The sequence below is a fragment of the Pseudomonas sp. LFS044 genome, assembly GCF_047978245.1.
Classification (GTDB): Bacteria; Pseudomonadota; Gammaproteobacteria; order Pseudomonadales; family Pseudomonadaceae; genus Aquipseudomonas.
On sequence record NZ_JBFPFX010000029.1, the window covers coordinates 17,596 to 33,316 of the forward strand.

The 15,721-nt window shown below is 61.9% G+C and carries 18 protein-coding genes and 1 tRNA gene; 12 read left to right on the plus strand and 7 right to left on the minus strand.

What is annotated here, in order from left to right; genetic code table 11:
* Positions 1-261: 261 nt before the first annotated feature.
* Complete coding sequence (locus ACNQPL_RS21300; RefSeq protein ID WP_416467841.1) at positions 262-987, plus strand: hypothetical protein; 726 nt, start codon at positions 262-264, stop codon at positions 985-987.
* A 255-nt stretch (positions 988-1,242) separates the two neighbouring features.
* Here ACNQPL_RS21300 and ACNQPL_RS21305 read toward each other — a convergent pair.
* A tRNA-Cys gene (locus ACNQPL_RS21305) sits at positions 1,243-1,316 on the minus strand.
* 152 nt (positions 1,317-1,468) lie between these two features.
* On the minus strand, positions 1,469-2,488 hold the full coding sequence (gene sohB, locus ACNQPL_RS21310; RefSeq protein WP_346612157.1) for a protease SohB: 1,020 nt from the start codon (positions 2,486-2,488) through the stop codon (positions 1,469-1,471).
* A 198-nt stretch (positions 2,489-2,686) separates the two neighbouring features.
* Here sohB and ACNQPL_RS21315 point away from each other — a divergent pair, with 198 nt between their 5' ends.
* From ACNQPL_RS21315 to ACNQPL_RS21330, 4 genes are all read left to right on the plus strand, one after another.
* The gene (locus ACNQPL_RS21315; RefSeq protein ID WP_416467842.1) at positions 2,687-3,397 is read left to right on the plus strand and encodes a histidine phosphatase family protein; all 711 of its coding nucleotides are present in this window, start codon (positions 2,687-2,689) and stop codon (positions 3,395-3,397) included.
* Between the two features lie 56 nt (positions 3,398-3,453).
* Positions 3,454-3,771: an SCP2 sterol-binding domain-containing protein gene (locus tag ACNQPL_RS21320; protein WP_346612155.1), complete on the plus strand. Its 318-nt coding sequence runs from the start codon at positions 3,454-3,456 to the stop codon at positions 3,769-3,771.
* A 192-nt stretch (positions 3,772-3,963) separates the two neighbouring features.
* Positions 3,964-5,031 carry a phosphotransferase family protein gene (locus tag ACNQPL_RS21325; protein ID WP_346612154.1) on the plus strand — a complete coding sequence of 356 codons (1,068 nt, stop codon included), beginning with the start codon at positions 3,964-3,966 and terminating at the stop codon, positions 5,029-5,031.
* 23 nt (positions 5,032-5,054) lie between these two features.
* On the plus strand, positions 5,055-5,822 hold the full coding sequence (locus ACNQPL_RS21330) for an SDR family oxidoreductase (protein ID WP_416467843.1): 768 nt from the start codon (positions 5,055-5,057) through the stop codon (positions 5,820-5,822).
* 97 nt (positions 5,823-5,919) lie between these two features.
* On the opposite strand, the gene ACNQPL_RS21335 is transcribed toward ACNQPL_RS21330, so the two are convergent.
* Positions 5,920-6,270: a hypothetical protein gene (locus tag ACNQPL_RS21335; protein WP_416467844.1), complete on the minus strand. Its 351-nt coding sequence runs from the start codon at positions 6,268-6,270 to the stop codon at positions 5,920-5,922.
* 113 nt (positions 6,271-6,383) lie between these two features.
* On the opposite strand from ACNQPL_RS21335, the gene ACNQPL_RS21340 reads away from it, so the two are divergent.
* Complete coding sequence (locus ACNQPL_RS21340) at positions 6,384-6,686, plus strand: RcnB family protein (RefSeq protein WP_416467845.1); 303 nt, start codon at positions 6,384-6,386, stop codon at positions 6,684-6,686.
* Between the two features lies 1 nt (position 6,687).
* Here the strand turns inward: ACNQPL_RS21340 and ACNQPL_RS21345 are convergent, their stop codons facing one another.
* The gene (locus ACNQPL_RS21345) at positions 6,688-7,848 is read right to left on the minus strand and encodes a GGDEF domain-containing protein (RefSeq protein ID WP_416467867.1); all 1,161 of its coding nucleotides are present in this window, start codon (positions 7,846-7,848) and stop codon (positions 6,688-6,690) included.
* A 224-nt stretch (positions 7,849-8,072) separates the two neighbouring features.
* Between ACNQPL_RS21345 and ACNQPL_RS21350 the strand changes: the two genes are divergently transcribed.
* The 4 genes from ACNQPL_RS21350 (at position 8,073) to ACNQPL_RS21365 (ending at position 12,232) form a co-directional block, all read left to right on the plus strand.
* Entirely contained in the window at positions 8,073-8,252 is a 180-nt protein-coding gene (locus tag ACNQPL_RS21350; protein WP_416467846.1) for a hypothetical protein, read from the plus strand.
* Between the two features lie 51 nt (positions 8,253-8,303).
* Positions 8,304-8,690 carry a glycine zipper domain-containing protein gene (locus tag ACNQPL_RS21355; RefSeq protein WP_346612149.1) on the plus strand — a complete coding sequence of 129 codons (387 nt, stop codon included), beginning with the start codon at positions 8,304-8,306 and terminating at the stop codon, positions 8,688-8,690.
* A 149-nt stretch (positions 8,691-8,839) separates the two neighbouring features.
* The gene (locus ACNQPL_RS21360; protein WP_416467847.1) at positions 8,840-10,669 is read left to right on the plus strand and encodes an SLC13 family permease; all 1,830 of its coding nucleotides are present in this window, start codon (positions 8,840-8,842) and stop codon (positions 10,667-10,669) included.
* Positions 10,670-10,807: 138 nt separating this feature from the next.
* Positions 10,808-12,232 (plus strand): diguanylate cyclase, encoded by a 1,425-nt coding sequence (locus ACNQPL_RS21365; protein WP_416467848.1) that lies wholly within the window; start codon positions 10,808-10,810, stop codon positions 12,230-12,232.
* A gap of 1 nt (position 12,233) precedes the next feature.
* On the opposite strand, the gene ACNQPL_RS21370 is transcribed toward ACNQPL_RS21365, so the two are convergent.
* The gene (locus ACNQPL_RS21370; protein ID WP_346612146.1) at positions 12,234-12,995 is read right to left on the minus strand and encodes a sulfite exporter TauE/SafE family protein; all 762 of its coding nucleotides are present in this window, start codon (positions 12,993-12,995) and stop codon (positions 12,234-12,236) included.
* Between the two features lie 99 nt (positions 12,996-13,094).
* Between ACNQPL_RS21370 and ACNQPL_RS21375 the strand changes: the two genes are divergently transcribed.
* Positions 13,095-14,015 carry a LysR substrate-binding domain-containing protein gene (locus ACNQPL_RS21375; RefSeq protein ID WP_416467849.1) on the plus strand — a complete coding sequence of 307 codons (921 nt, stop codon included), beginning with the start codon at positions 13,095-13,097 and terminating at the stop codon, positions 14,013-14,015.
* Positions 14,016-14,131: 116 nt separating this feature from the next.
* Here ACNQPL_RS21375 and ACNQPL_RS21380 read toward each other — a convergent pair whose 3' ends face one another.
* Positions 14,132-14,326 (minus strand): hypothetical protein, encoded by a 195-nt coding sequence (locus tag ACNQPL_RS21380; protein ID WP_346612144.1) that lies wholly within the window; start codon positions 14,324-14,326, stop codon positions 14,132-14,134.
* 382 nt (positions 14,327-14,708) lie between these two features.
* Positions 14,709-15,062: an SH3 domain-containing protein gene (locus tag ACNQPL_RS21385; protein WP_346612143.1), complete on the minus strand. Its 354-nt coding sequence runs from the start codon at positions 15,060-15,062 to the stop codon at positions 14,709-14,711.
* A 462-nt stretch (positions 15,063-15,524) separates the two neighbouring features.
* Here ACNQPL_RS21385 and ACNQPL_RS21390 point away from each other — a divergent pair, with 462 nt between their 5' ends.
* A complete protein-coding gene (locus ACNQPL_RS21390; protein WP_346612142.1) occupies positions 15,525-15,710 on the plus strand; it encodes a hypothetical protein in 186 nt (61 codons plus the stop codon).
* Positions 15,711-15,721 lie beyond the last annotated feature (11 nt).

Consider the following 15,721-nt stretch of genomic DNA (forward strand, 5'->3'; position numbering starts at 1 on the left):
TCACGAAACCCGAGCAAACAGGACAACCTGACCACAGTTTATTCACGAATTTACGACAAGTGCTTCGGCATACTGACACTGCTTCGTACGTTCTTTAGGCCCGCCACTTGTTGGCGGGTTTTTCTTTTTCTGGGCTCGCCTCTGTGCGCCGGTTCAACACCCCGGCCGCAAAAGTCGCTTGCACCGAACGTTTATGGCAATCTGCCACGGCTTTCGATACCGCACGCCCAAGAAAAAGACATAAACCTCAAGAATACGACCATGTCAGAAATTTCTGCCGATAACGCCAGCCTGATTCATACCATTGCAACGGCCACCGCCATCATTGCTGCACTGATCTCGGCCTGTGCGGTCATCCTGGCGCAGCTGACATCCGAGGTGCAAACCAAGCACTCGGACCAGTCGATGGAAAACGCCAGCCAACTCATCGCCAGCGCCAACCAGTCCGCCGCGCAATCGCAGCTGAAAATCGACGCGCTCACTCAGCAGAACCTGGAGTTGACGGCGCGCCTGCGTGCAGCAGAGCACGCGGCACAACAGGCCCGAGCGCAAGCCCAAGCGCACCTGCAGCCACGCAAGCTGACGGTGCAGGCACAGGCCGCATTCACGGCATTGGCGGCGGAATTGGCTAAAGCCAAGGCAACCCCGACCGTGCTGCTCAATATCGTTAAAAATGACGACGAAGCCCTGGCCTTCTCCAAGCAGATCGCTGTAGCCCTGACGAAAGCTGGCGTCCGGGTTCAGATCAAGCAATTGATGCTTACCAAAGAGGCCACGGGCACCCATGTGGTGGTGTACAACAGCCCGGGCAGCCAGCAGATTGAACACGCCTTGAAGGCGGCCAATATTGCCTCGCAGCTAAGCCGATCGTCTCAAACGCCGAAGATCAATATCGATGATCAGGACACGGCCGCGATCAGCGCGTTCATTAGCGTGTATCCGAAGGGGGTTTCGCTGGCGGAGGCATCAGAGCCATCTGCTGGCTGATAGGCAATAAGGGCGGGGCCGCTTCGCGCCCCATCGCCGGCAAGCGCGGCTCCCACGGGTACTGCGCGAGCCCGGAGACTGATGATTTTTCTGTGGGAGCCGGCTTGCCGGCGATGAGGCCGGTACTGACTACATAGCGTTGGAGCGGTGTCCGCTATGGGCTTGGCAGCCACTCTAAGATCGTTACGATCCCGGTCTTTTTCAGACGCGCAAATAAAAACCCCGCAGACGTTAATCTGCGGGGCTTTTGAATGGTGGAGGCCGAGGTCGGAATCGAACCGGCGTAGACGGATTTGCAATCCGGAGCATAACCACTTTGCTACTCGGCCTCAAAGTTCGGATCTAGTTGCTTACGCTTCTATCTCCTTGAAACACTGAACCTTTTTCAAAGTTTCCTGCGTTTCGATGGGCGCCATTATGTCTTCATTCATCCAACCTTGCAACCCCCTGAAGATAAAAAATATTCAAGGGGGTCAAGGTGTTAGCGCAAGCGGCCGAGTTTGCTCCACAAACCCACCACGGTGTTCTCCACCGTACCGCTAGCGGCCATGCCGATGCGCTCTTGCAGGCTCTTGCGCTCGGCGTAGTGCAGGTGGAACAGGTTGGCGTGGCGGGCGCGGTCGCTGAGGTACTCGTCGCTGGTCTGCAACTGGTCCACCAGCTGGCGATTCAGGGCTGCGACGCCCAACCAGACTTCGCCGGTGGCCACTTCGTCGATGTGCAGTTGCGGGCGGTAGCGGGAAACGAAGTCCTTGAACAGCTGGTGAGTGATGTCCAAGTCTTCCTGAAACTTCTCCCGGCCCTTCTCGGTGTTCTCGCCGAACACGGTCAGGGTGCGCTTGTACTCGCCAGCGGTCAGCACCTCGAAGTCGATGTCGTGCTTTTTCAACAGGCGGTTGATGTTGGGCAGCTGCGCGACCACGCCAATCGAACCCAGAACGGCAAAGGGTGCGCTGACGATCTTCTCGCCAATGCAGGCCATCATGTAACCACCGCTGGCAGCGACCTTGTCGATGCACACCGTCAGCGGGATGCCGGCCTGGCGGATACGCGCCAGTTGCGAGGCAGCCAGGCCGTAGCTATGCACCAGGCCACCGCCGCTTTCAAGGCGCAGCACCACTTCATCGCGCGAGGTGGCGAGGGTGAGCAGTGCAGTGATCTCGTTGCGCAGGCCTTCGGTGGCGGACGCTTTTATGTCGCCATCGAAGTCGAGCACGAAAACTCGGCTTTTCTCTTCGGCCTTGCCTTTTTTCTGCTGTTTTTCCGCCTTGGCCTGCTGCTTGCGCAAGGCCTTGAGCTGGGCCTTGTCGAGCAGGCCCGACTCCAGGCGCTCACGCAGCTCTTTATAGAACTCGTTGAGGCGGGTGACCTGCAGCTGCCCGCCGGCCTTGCGCCGCCCCTTGCCGCGCAAGCCGGCGATGGCGGACAACACCACCAGGATGGCAATCACCAGGGTGGCGGTTTTAGCGAGAAAGCTTGCGTATTCGGCAAGAAACTCCACGTTGACTCCTTTATGAACTTGCGCTTGAAACGCGCGAAACTGTTGCAAGCATACCGGTGCGCCGGTGGCGCTGCCAGCGGCGGTAAACGCTGGCAACACAGTTCAAACAACCTTTTCAAACGCTTGTATGTTTTTTCGTTGACAGCCCGTACGGCGCATCCTAACCTCGCATCAACCTTCAAGCGGCCGGACAACTTCGTGGGCAACCTCTACCTTATCCGACATGGCCAAGCCTCCTTTGGTGCCGACAATTATGACGTGCTGTCACCCGTGGGCATCCGGCAGAGCCAGGCGCTGGGCGAACACCTGGCTCAGCTTGGCCTGCGCCTGGACCGCTGCGTGGCGGGTGACTTGCGGCGCCAGCAGGACACTGCCCGGCTGGCGCTGGAAACCTTGAAAGGTAATGGCCATGCCGTCCCGGCCATCGAGACCGACCCGGCGTTCAACGAGTTCGATGCCGACGGCGTTATCCGCGCCCTGCTGCCGGGCCTGATGGCCGATGAGCCGAACGCCGTGCATATCCTGCGTAATGGCGTGCAGAACCGTAGCGAGTTCCAGCGCCTGTTCGCCCTGATGGTGCAGCGCTGGCACGCCGGCGAACACGAGGGCGACGGCCTGGAGACCTGGCCGGCGTTCACCGCACGGGTCAACGCCGGCCTGCAGCGGGTGCTGGACACGGCTGGCAGTGGCGACAACATCGCCGTGTTCACCTCCGGTGGCACCATCGCCGCCCTGCTCCACCTGGTTAGCGGTATTACCCCCAGTCAGGCCTTCGCGCTGAACTGGCAGATCATCAACACGTCGCTCAGCCAGCTGAAGTTTCGCGGCCGCGACGTGGCACTGGCTTCTTTCAACAGCCAAGCCCACGTGCAGCTGTTGAAGGTGCCGGAGCTCATCACCTACCGATGAGCCCGGCCTGTTGTGTCCCTGCGGGGACGTGTAAATCACTCTATAAGGAATGCACCATGACCTCCGTAGCTGATGCCGTGAAAAAGATGCAAGAGAAGTTCAACCCGTCCGCAGCCGAAGGCCTGGACCTGGTGTTCGGCTTCAACATCACCGACGAAGACAAGCACTACGCATTGATCGTCAAGAACGGCACCTGCGACCTGCAGGAAGGTGAAAACCCAGATGCCAACTGCACCCTGGTAATGGACAGCGAAACCCTCAAGGGCATCGTCAGCGGTGAAACCGACGGCATGCAGGCGTTCATGGGTGGCAAACTGCGCGTTGAAGGCGACATGATGCTGTCGATGAAACTCAGCGAGCTGTTCCCTTCCTGAGTGACGGGTGCGCCGAGCGATGCGAAAACCGAAGCCTGACCGGCTTCGGTTTTTTTTTGCCCGGTGCAAGGCATTCGGAACAGTGATCGGCCTGCAACACCCTCACCTATATGGCGCCTGGCACGCTTGTTCCAACACGCCAAGGCCATTAGATTAACCAATAATCCTTGCGATCGATAATAAGGCAAACGCATGACGCTCACCGACCAGTCCACCCAGGTACGCCCCGGCGAAGAACTCGACGCGGCCGTCATCGATCCTTACCTCAAGGCCCACATCACAGGCCTTGAAGGCACACCACAGATCAGCCAGTTCCCAGGCGGCGCTTCCAACCTCACTTACCTGGTCGCCTACCCCAGCCAAGAGTTCGTGCTGCGCCGCCCGCCATTCGGCCAGAAGGCCAAGTCGGCCCACGACATGGGCCGCGAGTTCCGCATCCTCAACCAGCTCAACAGCGGTTTTCCGTACTGCCCCAAGGCCTATGCCCACTGCACCGATGAAACGCTGATCGGCGGTGAGTTCTATGTAATGGAGCGGGTCAAAGGCATCATCCTGCGTTCGGACATCCCCAGCGAACTGAACCTGGATGCCACGCGTACCGAGGCATTGTGCAAAAGCTTCATAGACCGACTGGTAGAGCTGCATCAGGTCGATTATCAAGCCTGCGGGCTGGCTGACCTGGGCAAACCGGAAGGCTATGTACAACGCCAGATCGAAGGCTGGACCAGCCGCTACGAAAAGGCCCTGACGCCGGATGCCCCGCGCTGGGAGCAGGTGATGGCCTGGCTGCGCGAGAAGATGCCAGCGGACCACCCCCGCCCAGGCATCGTGCACAACGACTACCGCTTCGACAACGTCATCCTCGATGCCGAAAACCCGATGCGCATCATTGGCGTGCTCGACTGGGAAATGACCACCCTCGGCGACCCGCTGATGGATCTGGGCAACAGCCTCGCCTACTGGATCGAGGCCAGCGACCCGGCACCGGTGCAGCTGATGCGCCGCCAACCGAGCAACGCCCCCGGCATGCTTACCCGCCGCCAGTTTGTCGATTACTACGCCGAGCGCGCGGGCATCAGCCTGGACAACTTCGATTACTACTATTGCTATGGCCTGTTCCGCCTGGCGGGCATCGTCCAGCAGATCTACTACCGCTTCTATCACGGCCAGACCCAGGACAAACGCTTCGCCCAGTTCATTCACATGAACCGGTTGCTGGAGCAGATGAGCTTGCAGGTCATCGCCAAGTCCACGCTCTGACGGCAGACAACAAGGAAAACAGCATGTCCAAGACCCACCTGTTCGACCTCGATGGCAAGATTGCATTCGTCTCCGGCGCCAGCCGTGGCATCGGCGAAGCCATCGCCCACTTGCTGGCCCAGCAGGGCGCCCATGTGATCGTCTCCAGCCGCAAGCTCGAAGGCTGCCAGCAGGTGGCCGATGCGATCACCGCGGCAGGCGGCAAGGCCACTGCGGTGGCCTGCCATATCGGTGAACTTGAACAGATCCAGCAGGTGTTCGCCGGCATCCGTGAACAGTTCGGGCGCCTGGATGTGCTGGTCAACAACGCCGCCACCAACCCACAGTTCTGCAACGTGCTGGACACGGACGTGAGCGCCTTCCAGAAAACGGTCGACGTGAACATCCGTGGCTACTTCTTCATGTCGGTGGAAGCCGGCAAGCTGATGCGCGAAAACGGTGGCGGCAGCATCATCAACGTAGCCTCGATCAACGGGGTTTCGCCTGGCCATTTCCAGGGTATCTACTCGGTGACCAAGGCCGCAGTGATCAACATGACCAAGGTGTTCGCCAAGGAGTGCGCGCAGTTCGGCATCCGCTGCAACGCCCTGCTGCCGGGCCTGACCGACACCAAGTTCGCCTCGGCACTGGTGAAGAACGACGCCATCCTCAACGCCGCACTGCAACAGATCCCGCTAAAGCGTGTGGCCGACCCCAAGGAAATGGCCGGCGCGGTGCTGTACCTGGCCAGCGATGCCTCCAGCTACACCACCGGTACCTCGCTCAACGTGGACGGTGGTTACCTGTCGTGATCAGGTCTTGATGGCCTGCAGGGTGTAAGTCAGCGGCAGGCGGTCGGGCTGTTGGCGTAGGCGCCACTCGCCGCCTGCGCCTTTGTCCATGAGCGCACTACAAGCAAGTTGCCGCCGCCGCACGACGCTGCAACGCCATGCTGTCGTTCTTCTGCGCGTAATAATCCACCCGCGTGCCGCTACCCTGGGGATACACATCCACAAACGATTCCGCCTCACGGGTATACACCGTCAGCCCGCCCTGCTTGCGCGGCTCCAGGTAGCCACTGGCATCGTCCCCGAACACGTCCTCTTTCTGCCAGCTGAACTGGATGCACTGGGCCACCAGCTCAGGCGCCTTGCGCGAATCGAGCTGCACGGTCGGCTTGCCGCTGCGCGCCGTATCCATGGTCGCTGAAGCGCAACCGACCAATACCAGCGCCGCAGCCATCGGCAGAATTGCTCGCATGTTCCATCCTCGGGGCAAAAAAGAAAGCGACTCTAGCATTGCCGGGCATCCAGAGTGAATTGTCCGGCCATCGCCGCTGTCGCAGATAGGGTATGCCCCCAAAGGAGATCGTCATGAATGCACCCCGTCTGTTGCCTGCCCTGCTGTTTGCTGCCCTTCCCTGCCTGCCCATGGCCGCTTCGGCTGCACCTTCGGCCGAAGAAAGCATCACCGCCCCGGAGACACACAACCGTGAACTCAAAGTTGGCGACAAGGCCCCCGACCAATACAAGCGCGACGACCAGACGTTGACGGACTGGAAAGCCAAGGGCCTGCCGGCGCCCGAGAAGGAAAGCCACTGGGTGCGCATGGGTGACCACTATGTGCTGGTGCAGATCACCAATGGCGTGGTGCTCGCCATCCACCCGGCCAAGTGACTCAACCGGCCCCGAGCAGCGCCGCCATGTGCACCGTGTTACGCCCAGCCGCCTTGGCCTGGTACAGCGCGGCGTCCGCCTGGGCAAGCAGGCCCGCAGTGCTGTCATGCGGGCCCGGCACAGCGCACCACAGCCCGACGCTGAAACGCAGTGCAATTTCGTTACCGGCGAAAAGCGCCGGGCTGCGGGCAATGGCCTCACGCAAGCCCTGCAACGCTGCCATGGCCCCGTCACGAGTGGTGTGTGGCAACAGCAGCAAAAACTCTTCACCGCCATAACGGCCAAGGCTGTCGCCCTGGCGCAGGCGTTGCTGCAACTGGCGAACGCAATGGCACAGCACTTCGTCACCCGCCAAGTGGCCGTACAGGTCGTTGATGCGCTTGAAATGGTCAATGTCGATCATCGCCACGGCCAGGCTGTGCTGCTCGCCGCGGGCGCTGTCCAGCTCCAAGGCAAAGCGCTCGAGAATCGCCCGGCGGTTGTAGGTCCCCGTGAGCACATCGCGCAGGGCCAGGTGCTGCAGGCGTGACTCGCTGCGCTCCTTGGCCATCAGCACCAGGCCAATCGAATACATCATCACCGTGACCGTGCCGATGGCCACGGAAATGCTTTGTTTGAGGTTGCTGGTGTCGTAGCGCATCTCCACAGCGCTGCCATTGATGACCGCCAGCGCACGCATGCCCAGCCCGATCAGGCTGATCAAGGCGCCTATCTCCAGCAACAGGTGCGCCCTGCCCGGCCGCTCGACGTGACGCCGAGCCCAGTAGAAGATCAGCGAGCATTGCAGCATCAACACCAGGGTCGCCAGCAGCATGCGCGGCTCCAGGGTGTCGAGCAGCAGCATCAGCGCTACCAGCATGAACGCCGGGATACTGAACACCAATCGCCAGGGCACACGTTGCTCACGCACGCGGAACAGGCTCGCCGAATAGAACGCCAAGGCCAGTGACAACAGGCTGTTGCCGACGCCATAGCTGAGCCAGAGCGGCGCGTGGCCGTAAACGGTGTAGCAGACATAAGCCAGGGCGTGGGCAAGCAAGCCGCAGCCGGTGAGCAGCAGGTTGTCGCGGCGGTTGAACTGGCCAACCAGCAACAGGCAGAACGCCATGATGGTCGCGACCAGGGCAACAGCGGCGAACAATGTGGGCGTGTGGGCGATCATCATGATTCACCGTGTGGCAGGTGGCCATCTTTGCTGTGGCCTGTGCTGAAGTCTATGCCCGGTGCCGCGGGCGAGCCATGACCGAGCGGGACAGAACAGCAGCCGGCAAGCACGCCACCCATCGCCGGCAGGGCAAAAAATTACCCGCTCAGGAAACCAAATGGATCGATCGCAGTCTTAGAAAGTGCCCCGTAAACCTATGCGGATCAAGGACCTATATCGTGATGACCCGCCTTGCAAGCTTCTCGTTGATCGCCGCCTTCCTGTTGGTTGCCGGCTGCCACCACCATCATTACCGCGATGACGATGGCGGATGGCGCGATGGCGATCGCGGCGACCGCCACCACCAGCGGCATGATCGCGACGATGATGATCGTCGCTACCGTGACCGCAATTACCGTTGATACGTCTTTTCACTCCACACCTAACCTGATGATTCTTCCGAGGCTCCTATCATGCGTCTGACTTTGCCTTCCCTTGCTCTTGGCCTGCTGCTGTGCCAAGGCGCTTTCGCCGGTGACGGCACTGCCGCCATTGGCGGCGGCCTGGGCGGTGCCCTGGGTAACATTGTCGGCAAACAGATGGGCGGCAGCACCGGCGCGGCCATCGGTGCCGGCCTGGGTGGCGCAGCAGGCAGCGCCGTTGGCGCGCGCAAGGGCAACCGTACCGAAGCCGCCATCGGCGGTGGCCTGGGCTCGGCCGGCGGCTCGCTGCTGGGCGGCAAGGTCGGCGGTTCGTCTGGCTCCACCATCGGTGCCGGCCTGGGTGGCGCGGCCGGTGGCGCCATCGGCAACCACCTGGGCGACAACAACGGCAAGAAGCATCGCCGTCACCGCCACTGAGTCATGCAACACCGGGCCGCATCAGCGGCCCTTTTTTGTTTCACCACGCGCGCAAACCCTGCAACACATCAACACCGCCTTCTGCACAAGCTGCCACACTGACTGCTACTGTCTTTCGTGCCCCTTGAGTGAAGGAACACCCCCGCCCCATGAACCAGGAACTGCTCTGGGTCCTCGGCCTGCTGGCTGTCGTCGTCGTCCTCTTCGTCATCAACCGCCCGCGCATGGACGTGGTCGCCCTGATGGTGATCCTCGCCCTGCCCTTGTCGGGCATCCTCACCGTGGAGCAGGCCCTGGCCGGCTTCAGCGACCCCAACGTGGTACTGATCGCTGCCCTGTTCGTGATCGGCGAGGGGCTGGTGCGCACCGGCATTGCCTACCGCATCGGCGAATGGATGAGCGAGCGGGCCGGCAACAGCGAGGCGCGCCTGCTGGTGTTGCTGATGGTATCGGTGGCCGGGCTGGGGTCGGTGATGAGCTCCACCGGGGTGGTCGCGATCTTCATCCCGGTGGTGTTGAGCATCGCCGCACGCCTGCAGATTTCGCCCAGCCGCCTGATGATGCCGCTGAGCTTTGCGGGCCTGATCAGCGGCATGCTCAGCCTGGTCGCCACACCGCCCAACGTGGTGGTGCACAGCGAACTGGTGCGGCACGGTGAACAGGGTTTCAGCTTTTTCAGCTTTACCCCGTTCGGCCTGGTGATACTGGTACTGGGCGTCGGCTACATGCTGCTGACGCGCAACTGGCTCAATGGCGAAGTGCGCAAGGACGGCCGTGTGGAAAGCCGCCGCACCTTGCTCGACCTGGTGCTCGACTACAAGCTCAATGGCCGCGAGCGACGCCTGCGCATTCGCCCGACATCGCCGTTGATCGGCCATACCCTCGGCGAGCTGGAGTTACGCACCCGGCATGGCGCCAACGTGATCGGCATCGAGCGCCAGCACAAGTTCACCACCCGCGTGATCGCCGCCGACTCCAACACCGTGCTGCACCCGGGCGATGTACTGCTGCTCGACCTGTTCGCCAACCGCGACGACCTGCGCAACCTGTGCCAGACCATGCAGCTGGAACCGCTGCACTTCAAGGCCGCTTACTTCATCGACCAGTCCCAGGAGCTGGGCATGGCCGAAGTGTCGCTGCCGCCAGGCTCGCAACTGATCGGCAAAAGCATCCTGGATATGGCCTTTCGCACCCGCTATGGCCTTAACGTGGTCGGTTTGCGCCGCGAGCAGGCGGCCATCGACGAGCGCCTGGTGGAAGAACCGCTGAAACTGGGCGACACGCTGCTGGTGGTCGGCCCGTGGAAGGCGGTGCGTCAGTTGCAAGGCCAACCCAAGGACTTCCTGGTGCTGAGCCTGCCCGCCGAGATCGACCAGGTGGCGCCGGCCCGCACCCGCGCACCGTATGCCTTGATCAGCCTGGCGGTGATGGTCGGGCTGATGGTCAGTGGTGCGGTGCCCAACGTGATCGCCGCGCTGATCGGCTGCCTGCTGATGGGCGCCGGGCGCTGCATCGACATGAACAGCGCGTATCGGGCAATCCACTGGCAAAGCCTGGTGTTGATCGTCGGCATGCTGCCGTTCGCCCAAGCCTTGCAGAAAACCGGCGGCATCGACCTGGCGGTCGGCGGGCTGGTCAGCCTGCTGGGTGGCGCCGGGCCCATCGCCATGCTCGCCTGCCTGTTCATGGTCACGGCGGTAATCGGCCTGTTCATCTCCAACACCGCCACCGCCGTGCTGATGGCCCCCGTGGCGATCAGCACCGCAACCCAGCTGGGCCTGTCACCCTACCCGTTCGCCATGATCGTGGCCCTGGCAGCCTCGGCGGCGTTCATGACGCCAGTGTCCTCGCCGGTGAACACCTTGGTGCTCGGCCCTGGCCAGTACCGCTTCGCCGACTTCGTCAAGGTGGGCGTACCTTTCACCGTACTGGTGATGCTGGTGGCAGTGCTCATGGTGCCCTGGTTCTACGGTTTGTGACGAACTCGGCACACAATGGAGGCTAATCGGCATTAGCCGGTGCGATTGGGGCAGATTGACACCAACCGGTGGGTGGAAACACACTGACGCGATATTGCCCCAGGTGCCTACAGCCGTTGTCCTGGATTTCGTCTCCGCTTGTCGGTCGATTCTATGGTTTTTCCAGCCCAATCGCGCTTGATGCCCTACGTCGCTCTGTTCGGCCTGACCTTCGCCCTGACCCTGGGTGGCATCCTGGCCCGGCCAATCGAATCCCTGTCACTGTTCTGGCCCGTGAATGCGGTTCTGGCTGGCGTGTTGCTGCGTTACCCGCGCCAGGCCGGGCTGATCGGTTTTACCCTGGTCTGGCTGGCGATGGTCGCTGCCGACCTGGCCTGTGGCAGCGAGTGGGCCCCGGCCCTGTGGTTGAACCTGAGCAACCTGGGTGCGGTGGCGACGGTGTGGCTGCTGCTGTCACGCCTGCCGCGCCTGCACCGGCGCATGCGCAGCCCGCATGGCGTGCTTAGTGTATTCGGCGCCTGCGCGGCAGGTGCAGCGGTGGCCGCCAGCCTGGCCTGCGTGATGGCCGCGCCGTGGTTCGAACAATCGCTGCGCTCAACCTGGTTGGCGTGGTTCAGCGAGCAGTTCTCGACCAGCGTAATGGTCCTGCCAGTGTTGCTCACCGCGCCTTCGGCCCGGGCGCTGGTGCGCAGCGGTGCCCAGGCCATCCGCCTGGCGCCCTTGCTGATGCTGCTGGCATCGCTGGCCTTGAGCATTGCCTTTGGCGGGCCGGGTGCCATTGCCTTCCCGATCGCAGCGTTGCTGTGGTGTGCCTGGACCTACTCGCCGTTTCTGGTTTCACTGCTGACGCTCACGACGGGCAGCACGCTGATCGTCGCCGTGGCGCAAAACCTCATGCATTTCAGCGTGCCGCAGAGCGAAACCGGGGTCACCACGTTGATGTCGGCGCGTCTGGGCATTGCCATGCTGGTGCTCGGGCCGTTGGTAGTGGCCTGTGTCAGCCAGGCCAATCGCAGCCTGCTGGCGCGCCTGGCCCATCAGGCCACCATTGATCACCTCACCGGCGTGCTGACCCGCAGCGCCTTCACCCGCCGCGCCAACGCCCTGCTCGACAGCCGCCAAAAGCATGCCCAGGCCCTGCCGCTGACCTTGATGATGCTCGACATCGATCATTTCAAATCGATCAATGACCGCCACGGCCACGCCGTCGGCGACCAAGTCTTGCGTCAGTTTGCCCGCACCCTGCAGGACCAGTTAAACGACGGTGAGCTGCTGGCGCGCATGGGTGGCGAAGAGTTCGTGGTCATGCTTGCGGGCCTTGCGCCTGAGCGCGCCACGCTCATCGCCGAGCGCCTGCGCCGCGCGGTGCAGGACTTGCACCTTGCCCAGCGCGATGCGCGCCTGCAGATTACCGTGAGCATTGGCCTGGACGGCTGCGCCGCGGACAGTGCCGCGCCGAGCCTTGATGAACTGATGGCACGGGCTGACGAGGCGCTGTACCGCGCCAAGGCGCACGGCCGCAACCGCGTCGAACAGGCGCACGCGCGGCGGGAGGTGAGCTGACTCAACCGGCCAGCAGGTCCCAGGACAGCTTGGCGATCAGCACGCACAGCAGGATCAGGAACAGCCCGCGCACGAACCCTGCACCCTTGCGCACCGCCAGCCAGGTGCCAGTCAGCGCGCCAAGGATATTGCACACCGCCATCGGCAAGGCAATCGCGTACAGCACGTTGCCAGTGGGCACGAAGAACACCAGCGCCGCCAGGTTGGTGGCGATGTTGACTACTTTGGCCGAGGCCGAGGCATGCAGGAAATCCAAGGCGAAGAAGCGGATGAACAGGAAGATCAGGAAGCTGCCGGTGCCTGGCCCGAACAGGCCGTCGTAGAACCCGATGGCACCGCCAATCAGTACCGCCAGGCACTGCTCCTTACGGCCGATCTTCGCCGGTTTGTGCAGAGTGCCAAAATCTTTCTTGCAGAAGGTGTAGATCGCCATCAGCACGATCAGCACCAGCACCGCCGGGCGCATCACGCTGGGCGGCACCAGCGACACCGTCGCGGCGCCGGCGAATGACATGACGAATGCGCTGAGTGCCGCCGGCACGATCAGCCCCCAATCCAGGGTCACCTTGCGAATGAACGAACGTGCGGCGAAGGCCGTGCCGCACACCGACGCCAGCTTGTTGCTGCCCAGCAGTGCCGCCGGTTGCGCGGTGGGCAGCACGTTGAACAGCGCCGGGATCTGAATCAGCCCTCCGCCCCCCACGGCGGCGTCGATCAGCCCAGCGGCAAAGGCAAACAGGGAAAGTACGGCGATATCCATCATGACGCGGTTCCAGGCAGTAAATGCAGACTGCAAGGCTAATCAAAGCGGCGCGTGTGTGTTGAAATGCCATATTGCAAAAACTGCAACAAGGAGCACTTCATGGCGTTGGACATGCTTCGCGAAATCCAGGCCTTCGTCAGCGTCGCGCACAAGCGCAGCTTCGTCGCCGCGGCCCGCGCCCTGGGGCGCTCGCCCAGCGCTGTCACCCGCGCAGTGCAGATGCTGGAAGACAATACCGGGTGCAAGCTGCTTAACCGCAACGCCAATGCAGTGACCCTCACCGACGCCGGTGAGCGCCTGCTGCCGCATGCGGAGCGCTTGCTGGATGTGCAACGGGATGCCACCGACGAGCTGGCAGCGCTCAGGGGTAGTACGCAAGGCTGGATCCGCTTCGGGGTGCCGCAATTACTGGGCGAGCACGTGTTGCCCGAGGTACTGGCGGCGTTTTCCCAACATCACCCCCAGGTGACCCTGGATGTGCACTATGGCGATGAGGCCACCGACCCGCTGTTGAACAAGCTCGATTTCGTGGTCCGCGGTGCTTTTCCGCAGTCGAGCGAGCTGATTGGCTATCCGCTGTGGCGTTATCAACGCCATCTGTATGCCAGCCCGGATTACCTGGCCCGTCACGGCACCCCTCGGCAGCCAGAGGAGTTGGCCAACCACTCACTGATCCTGCACACCGCCCCGCGCATCCTCAAGGCATGGCACTTCTGCCGCGATGACCGCATCACCAGCCTGCGCCCCCACCCACGACTGCGCTTGAGTTCGGGCGATGCTGTGTACCACAGCACGCTGGCGGGTGCCGGTATCGCCCGCCTGGCTGACTGGGTCGGCGAAGCGCAAGTGAAGGCGGGGCGGTTGGTGCGGGTATGCCCCGATTACCGGCTGACGTCGAGCACCGGCCAGGACCCACAGATGCATGCGGTCTACCCTGCTGGCGAGCTGCCGGCGCGGGTCCGTGAACTGCTGTTGGCACTACGCCAGGCGGGTGAAGCGGGTTTGCAAAGGGCCCGCTAAGGGCTGTTCAAAATCTGCTCAATTTAACAGAAGCCTTTACCGGCTTGGCTTACAGCGTTTTATCCACAGACCTACCCACGATTTTTGTGGACAGATTTCCCCTTGCAAAGAAGGACTTATCGCACGCGCAGCAGTGCCACATTGGCAGCCTTGACCAGCTCGATCCATTCAACTGCGTTGATCACACCTGATTGCTCCAGTGCTTCGGCGCTGCGCAACGCCTGATCGTATTCTTCCTCGTCGAGGGTGCCTGCGGTGAGAAAACGGCTACGCCACTCCAGCACGGCTGAAGTGCCCTTCTTGCATTCCACTATGTATTGACTCCAAGGCAAAAGATCGGCCCGCACTGCGACCCATTATGACGCGAGCGGGAGAGTACACGAGCGCTTTGCACTTGAGAACGACTTGCAGCTACCGCTAGTCCAGCGGTATACCAACAACCCTGTCGAGATGGCAGGAAGCTGGCCCGCCTGGCGAATGAGACGGGCCGGAGGGTCGGCGGAATGTCAGCTTGGCGGGATAGTACCCAGCAGGCCTATCAGAATGGTCAACAGCAGAAAGCCACCCAGAAACAGCGCGAGCTTGCCCATCGGAACCTCTTCAAATGTGTGTAGGGATGAAGAGCATTATCGGTTTCGGGCTGATACGGTTACAGCTTCAGGTTGGCGTAAAAAAAGCGTATCAGATGGTTTTTCAGCGCTCGAGTTTCAGCTTTTCCAGCGGCAGCCAGCCCAGTTCGCCATTGCTCAGGCGCCTGCACCACATCCAGCCGTTAAGCTGCCGCAGCCTGTATACCCGCTGACCCGGATCGGCATCGAGCTCATGCGCCGAATAGTGTTCAAGCGCCCTGCCCTGCCCCACACCGAGCCGCTCGATCACCTGCGCCGGCACCCAACCCGGCAGCTGCCCGTCACAGCGACACAGGTACCAGTCCTGCCAGCCTGGTTCCCCCTCGTAGCGCTGCCCCACCTCCAGCAACGTGCCTTTGGCGAAGCGCAAAGGCTTGGGGTATGCACTGCGATGGGGTGCGATGACAACGTATTCCACGGGCCGGTCCTTGGCTGAAAGGCGTGAATCGTAGCAGAGCTGATACGCCGGGCCGATAAAAGGAACCGGCAAGTACCAAGATCGGCCGATCTGCGGAGGTACCGGGCACAAGCTGCCGCAGGGGTTCGCCAAGGCGGCGGTGGATGCCGATCGCCTGTAAATACGAGCACGCAATTGCAACCTGAGGTTTCAGCCCGAGCAACAACGGCCTGGCAGCCGTGTGCGGTGCAACTGCACACGCTAACTGCCGACAACCCAACAAATCCGGGTGCTGCGCCCAAGTCCCAGCTACACGATTAGAAACAGGTGCAGCACAGATTTGTAGGACGTTTTACCTCATGCGGTAGGTAATATCCTGACTCCGAGCATTCGCTGTATGAAACCTCAGTTTTCGCAGGATTATCGAGCTGCTACGGTCCATTTTTCCTACAACGGCACGGAGGCCCTTAGCGTGAGAAACAAATGGACCCGTTCAATAAGTCCGGCATGGCACTGCAAAAAAACCTGCTTGCATTGCGCAAGGAGCGAGACCGTCTGAAGGCCTTGGGCAAAGAAGAGGAAGCACAACGGCTTGCGCGGAAAATCGCGCGGATGGAAGCGGTAGTGGCCGGGTTGCCACAAGGGATGAAGCCGCCGACGCTGCAGTGACGGCGACGTCC

Bases quoted from the DNA above. Each gene is read 5' to 3' on its own strand.
- ACNQPL_RS21375 (WP_416467849.1), top strand. From the start codon at position 13,095: ATGGCGTTGGACATGCTTCGCGAAATCCAGGCCTTCGTCAGCGTCGCG.
- ACNQPL_RS21355 (WP_346612149.1), top strand. From the start codon at position 8,304: ATGCGTCTGACTTTGCCTTCCCTTGCTCTTGGCCTGCTGCTGTGCCAA.
- ACNQPL_RS21345 (WP_416467867.1), bottom strand. From the start codon at position 7,848: ATGATCGCCCACACGCCCACATTGTTCGCCGCTGTTGCCCTGGTCGCG.
- ACNQPL_RS21320 (WP_346612155.1), top strand. From the start codon at position 3,454: ATGACCTCCGTAGCTGATGCCGTGAAAAAGATGCAAGAGAAGTTCAAC.
- ACNQPL_RS21340 (WP_416467845.1), top strand. From the start codon at position 6,384: ATGAATGCACCCCGTCTGTTGCCTGCCCTGCTGTTTGCTGCCCTTCCC.
- ACNQPL_RS21370 (WP_346612146.1), bottom strand. From the start codon at position 12,995: ATGATGGATATCGCCGTACTTTCCCTGTTTGCCTTTGCCGCTGGGCTG.
- ACNQPL_RS21300 (WP_416467841.1), top strand. From the start codon at position 262: ATGTCAGAAATTTCTGCCGATAACGCCAGCCTGATTCATACCATTGCA.
- ACNQPL_RS21360 (WP_416467847.1), top strand. From the start codon at position 8,840: ATGAACCAGGAACTGCTCTGGGTCCTCGGCCTGCTGGCTGTCGTCGTC.
- ACNQPL_RS21390 (WP_346612142.1), top strand. From the start codon at position 15,525: ATGGACCCGTTCAATAAGTCCGGCATGGCACTGCAAAAAAACCTGCTT.
- ACNQPL_RS21330 (WP_416467843.1), top strand. From the start codon at position 5,055: ATGTCCAAGACCCACCTGTTCGACCTCGATGGCAAGATTGCATTCGTC.
- ACNQPL_RS21335 (WP_416467844.1), bottom strand. From the start codon at position 6,270: ATGCGAGCAATTCTGCCGATGGCTGCGGCGCTGGTATTGGTCGGTTGC.
- ACNQPL_RS21350 (WP_416467846.1), top strand. From the start codon at position 8,073: ATGACCCGCCTTGCAAGCTTCTCGTTGATCGCCGCCTTCCTGTTGGTT.
- ACNQPL_RS21325 (WP_346612154.1), top strand. From the start codon at position 3,964: ATGACGCTCACCGACCAGTCCACCCAGGTACGCCCCGGCGAAGAACTC.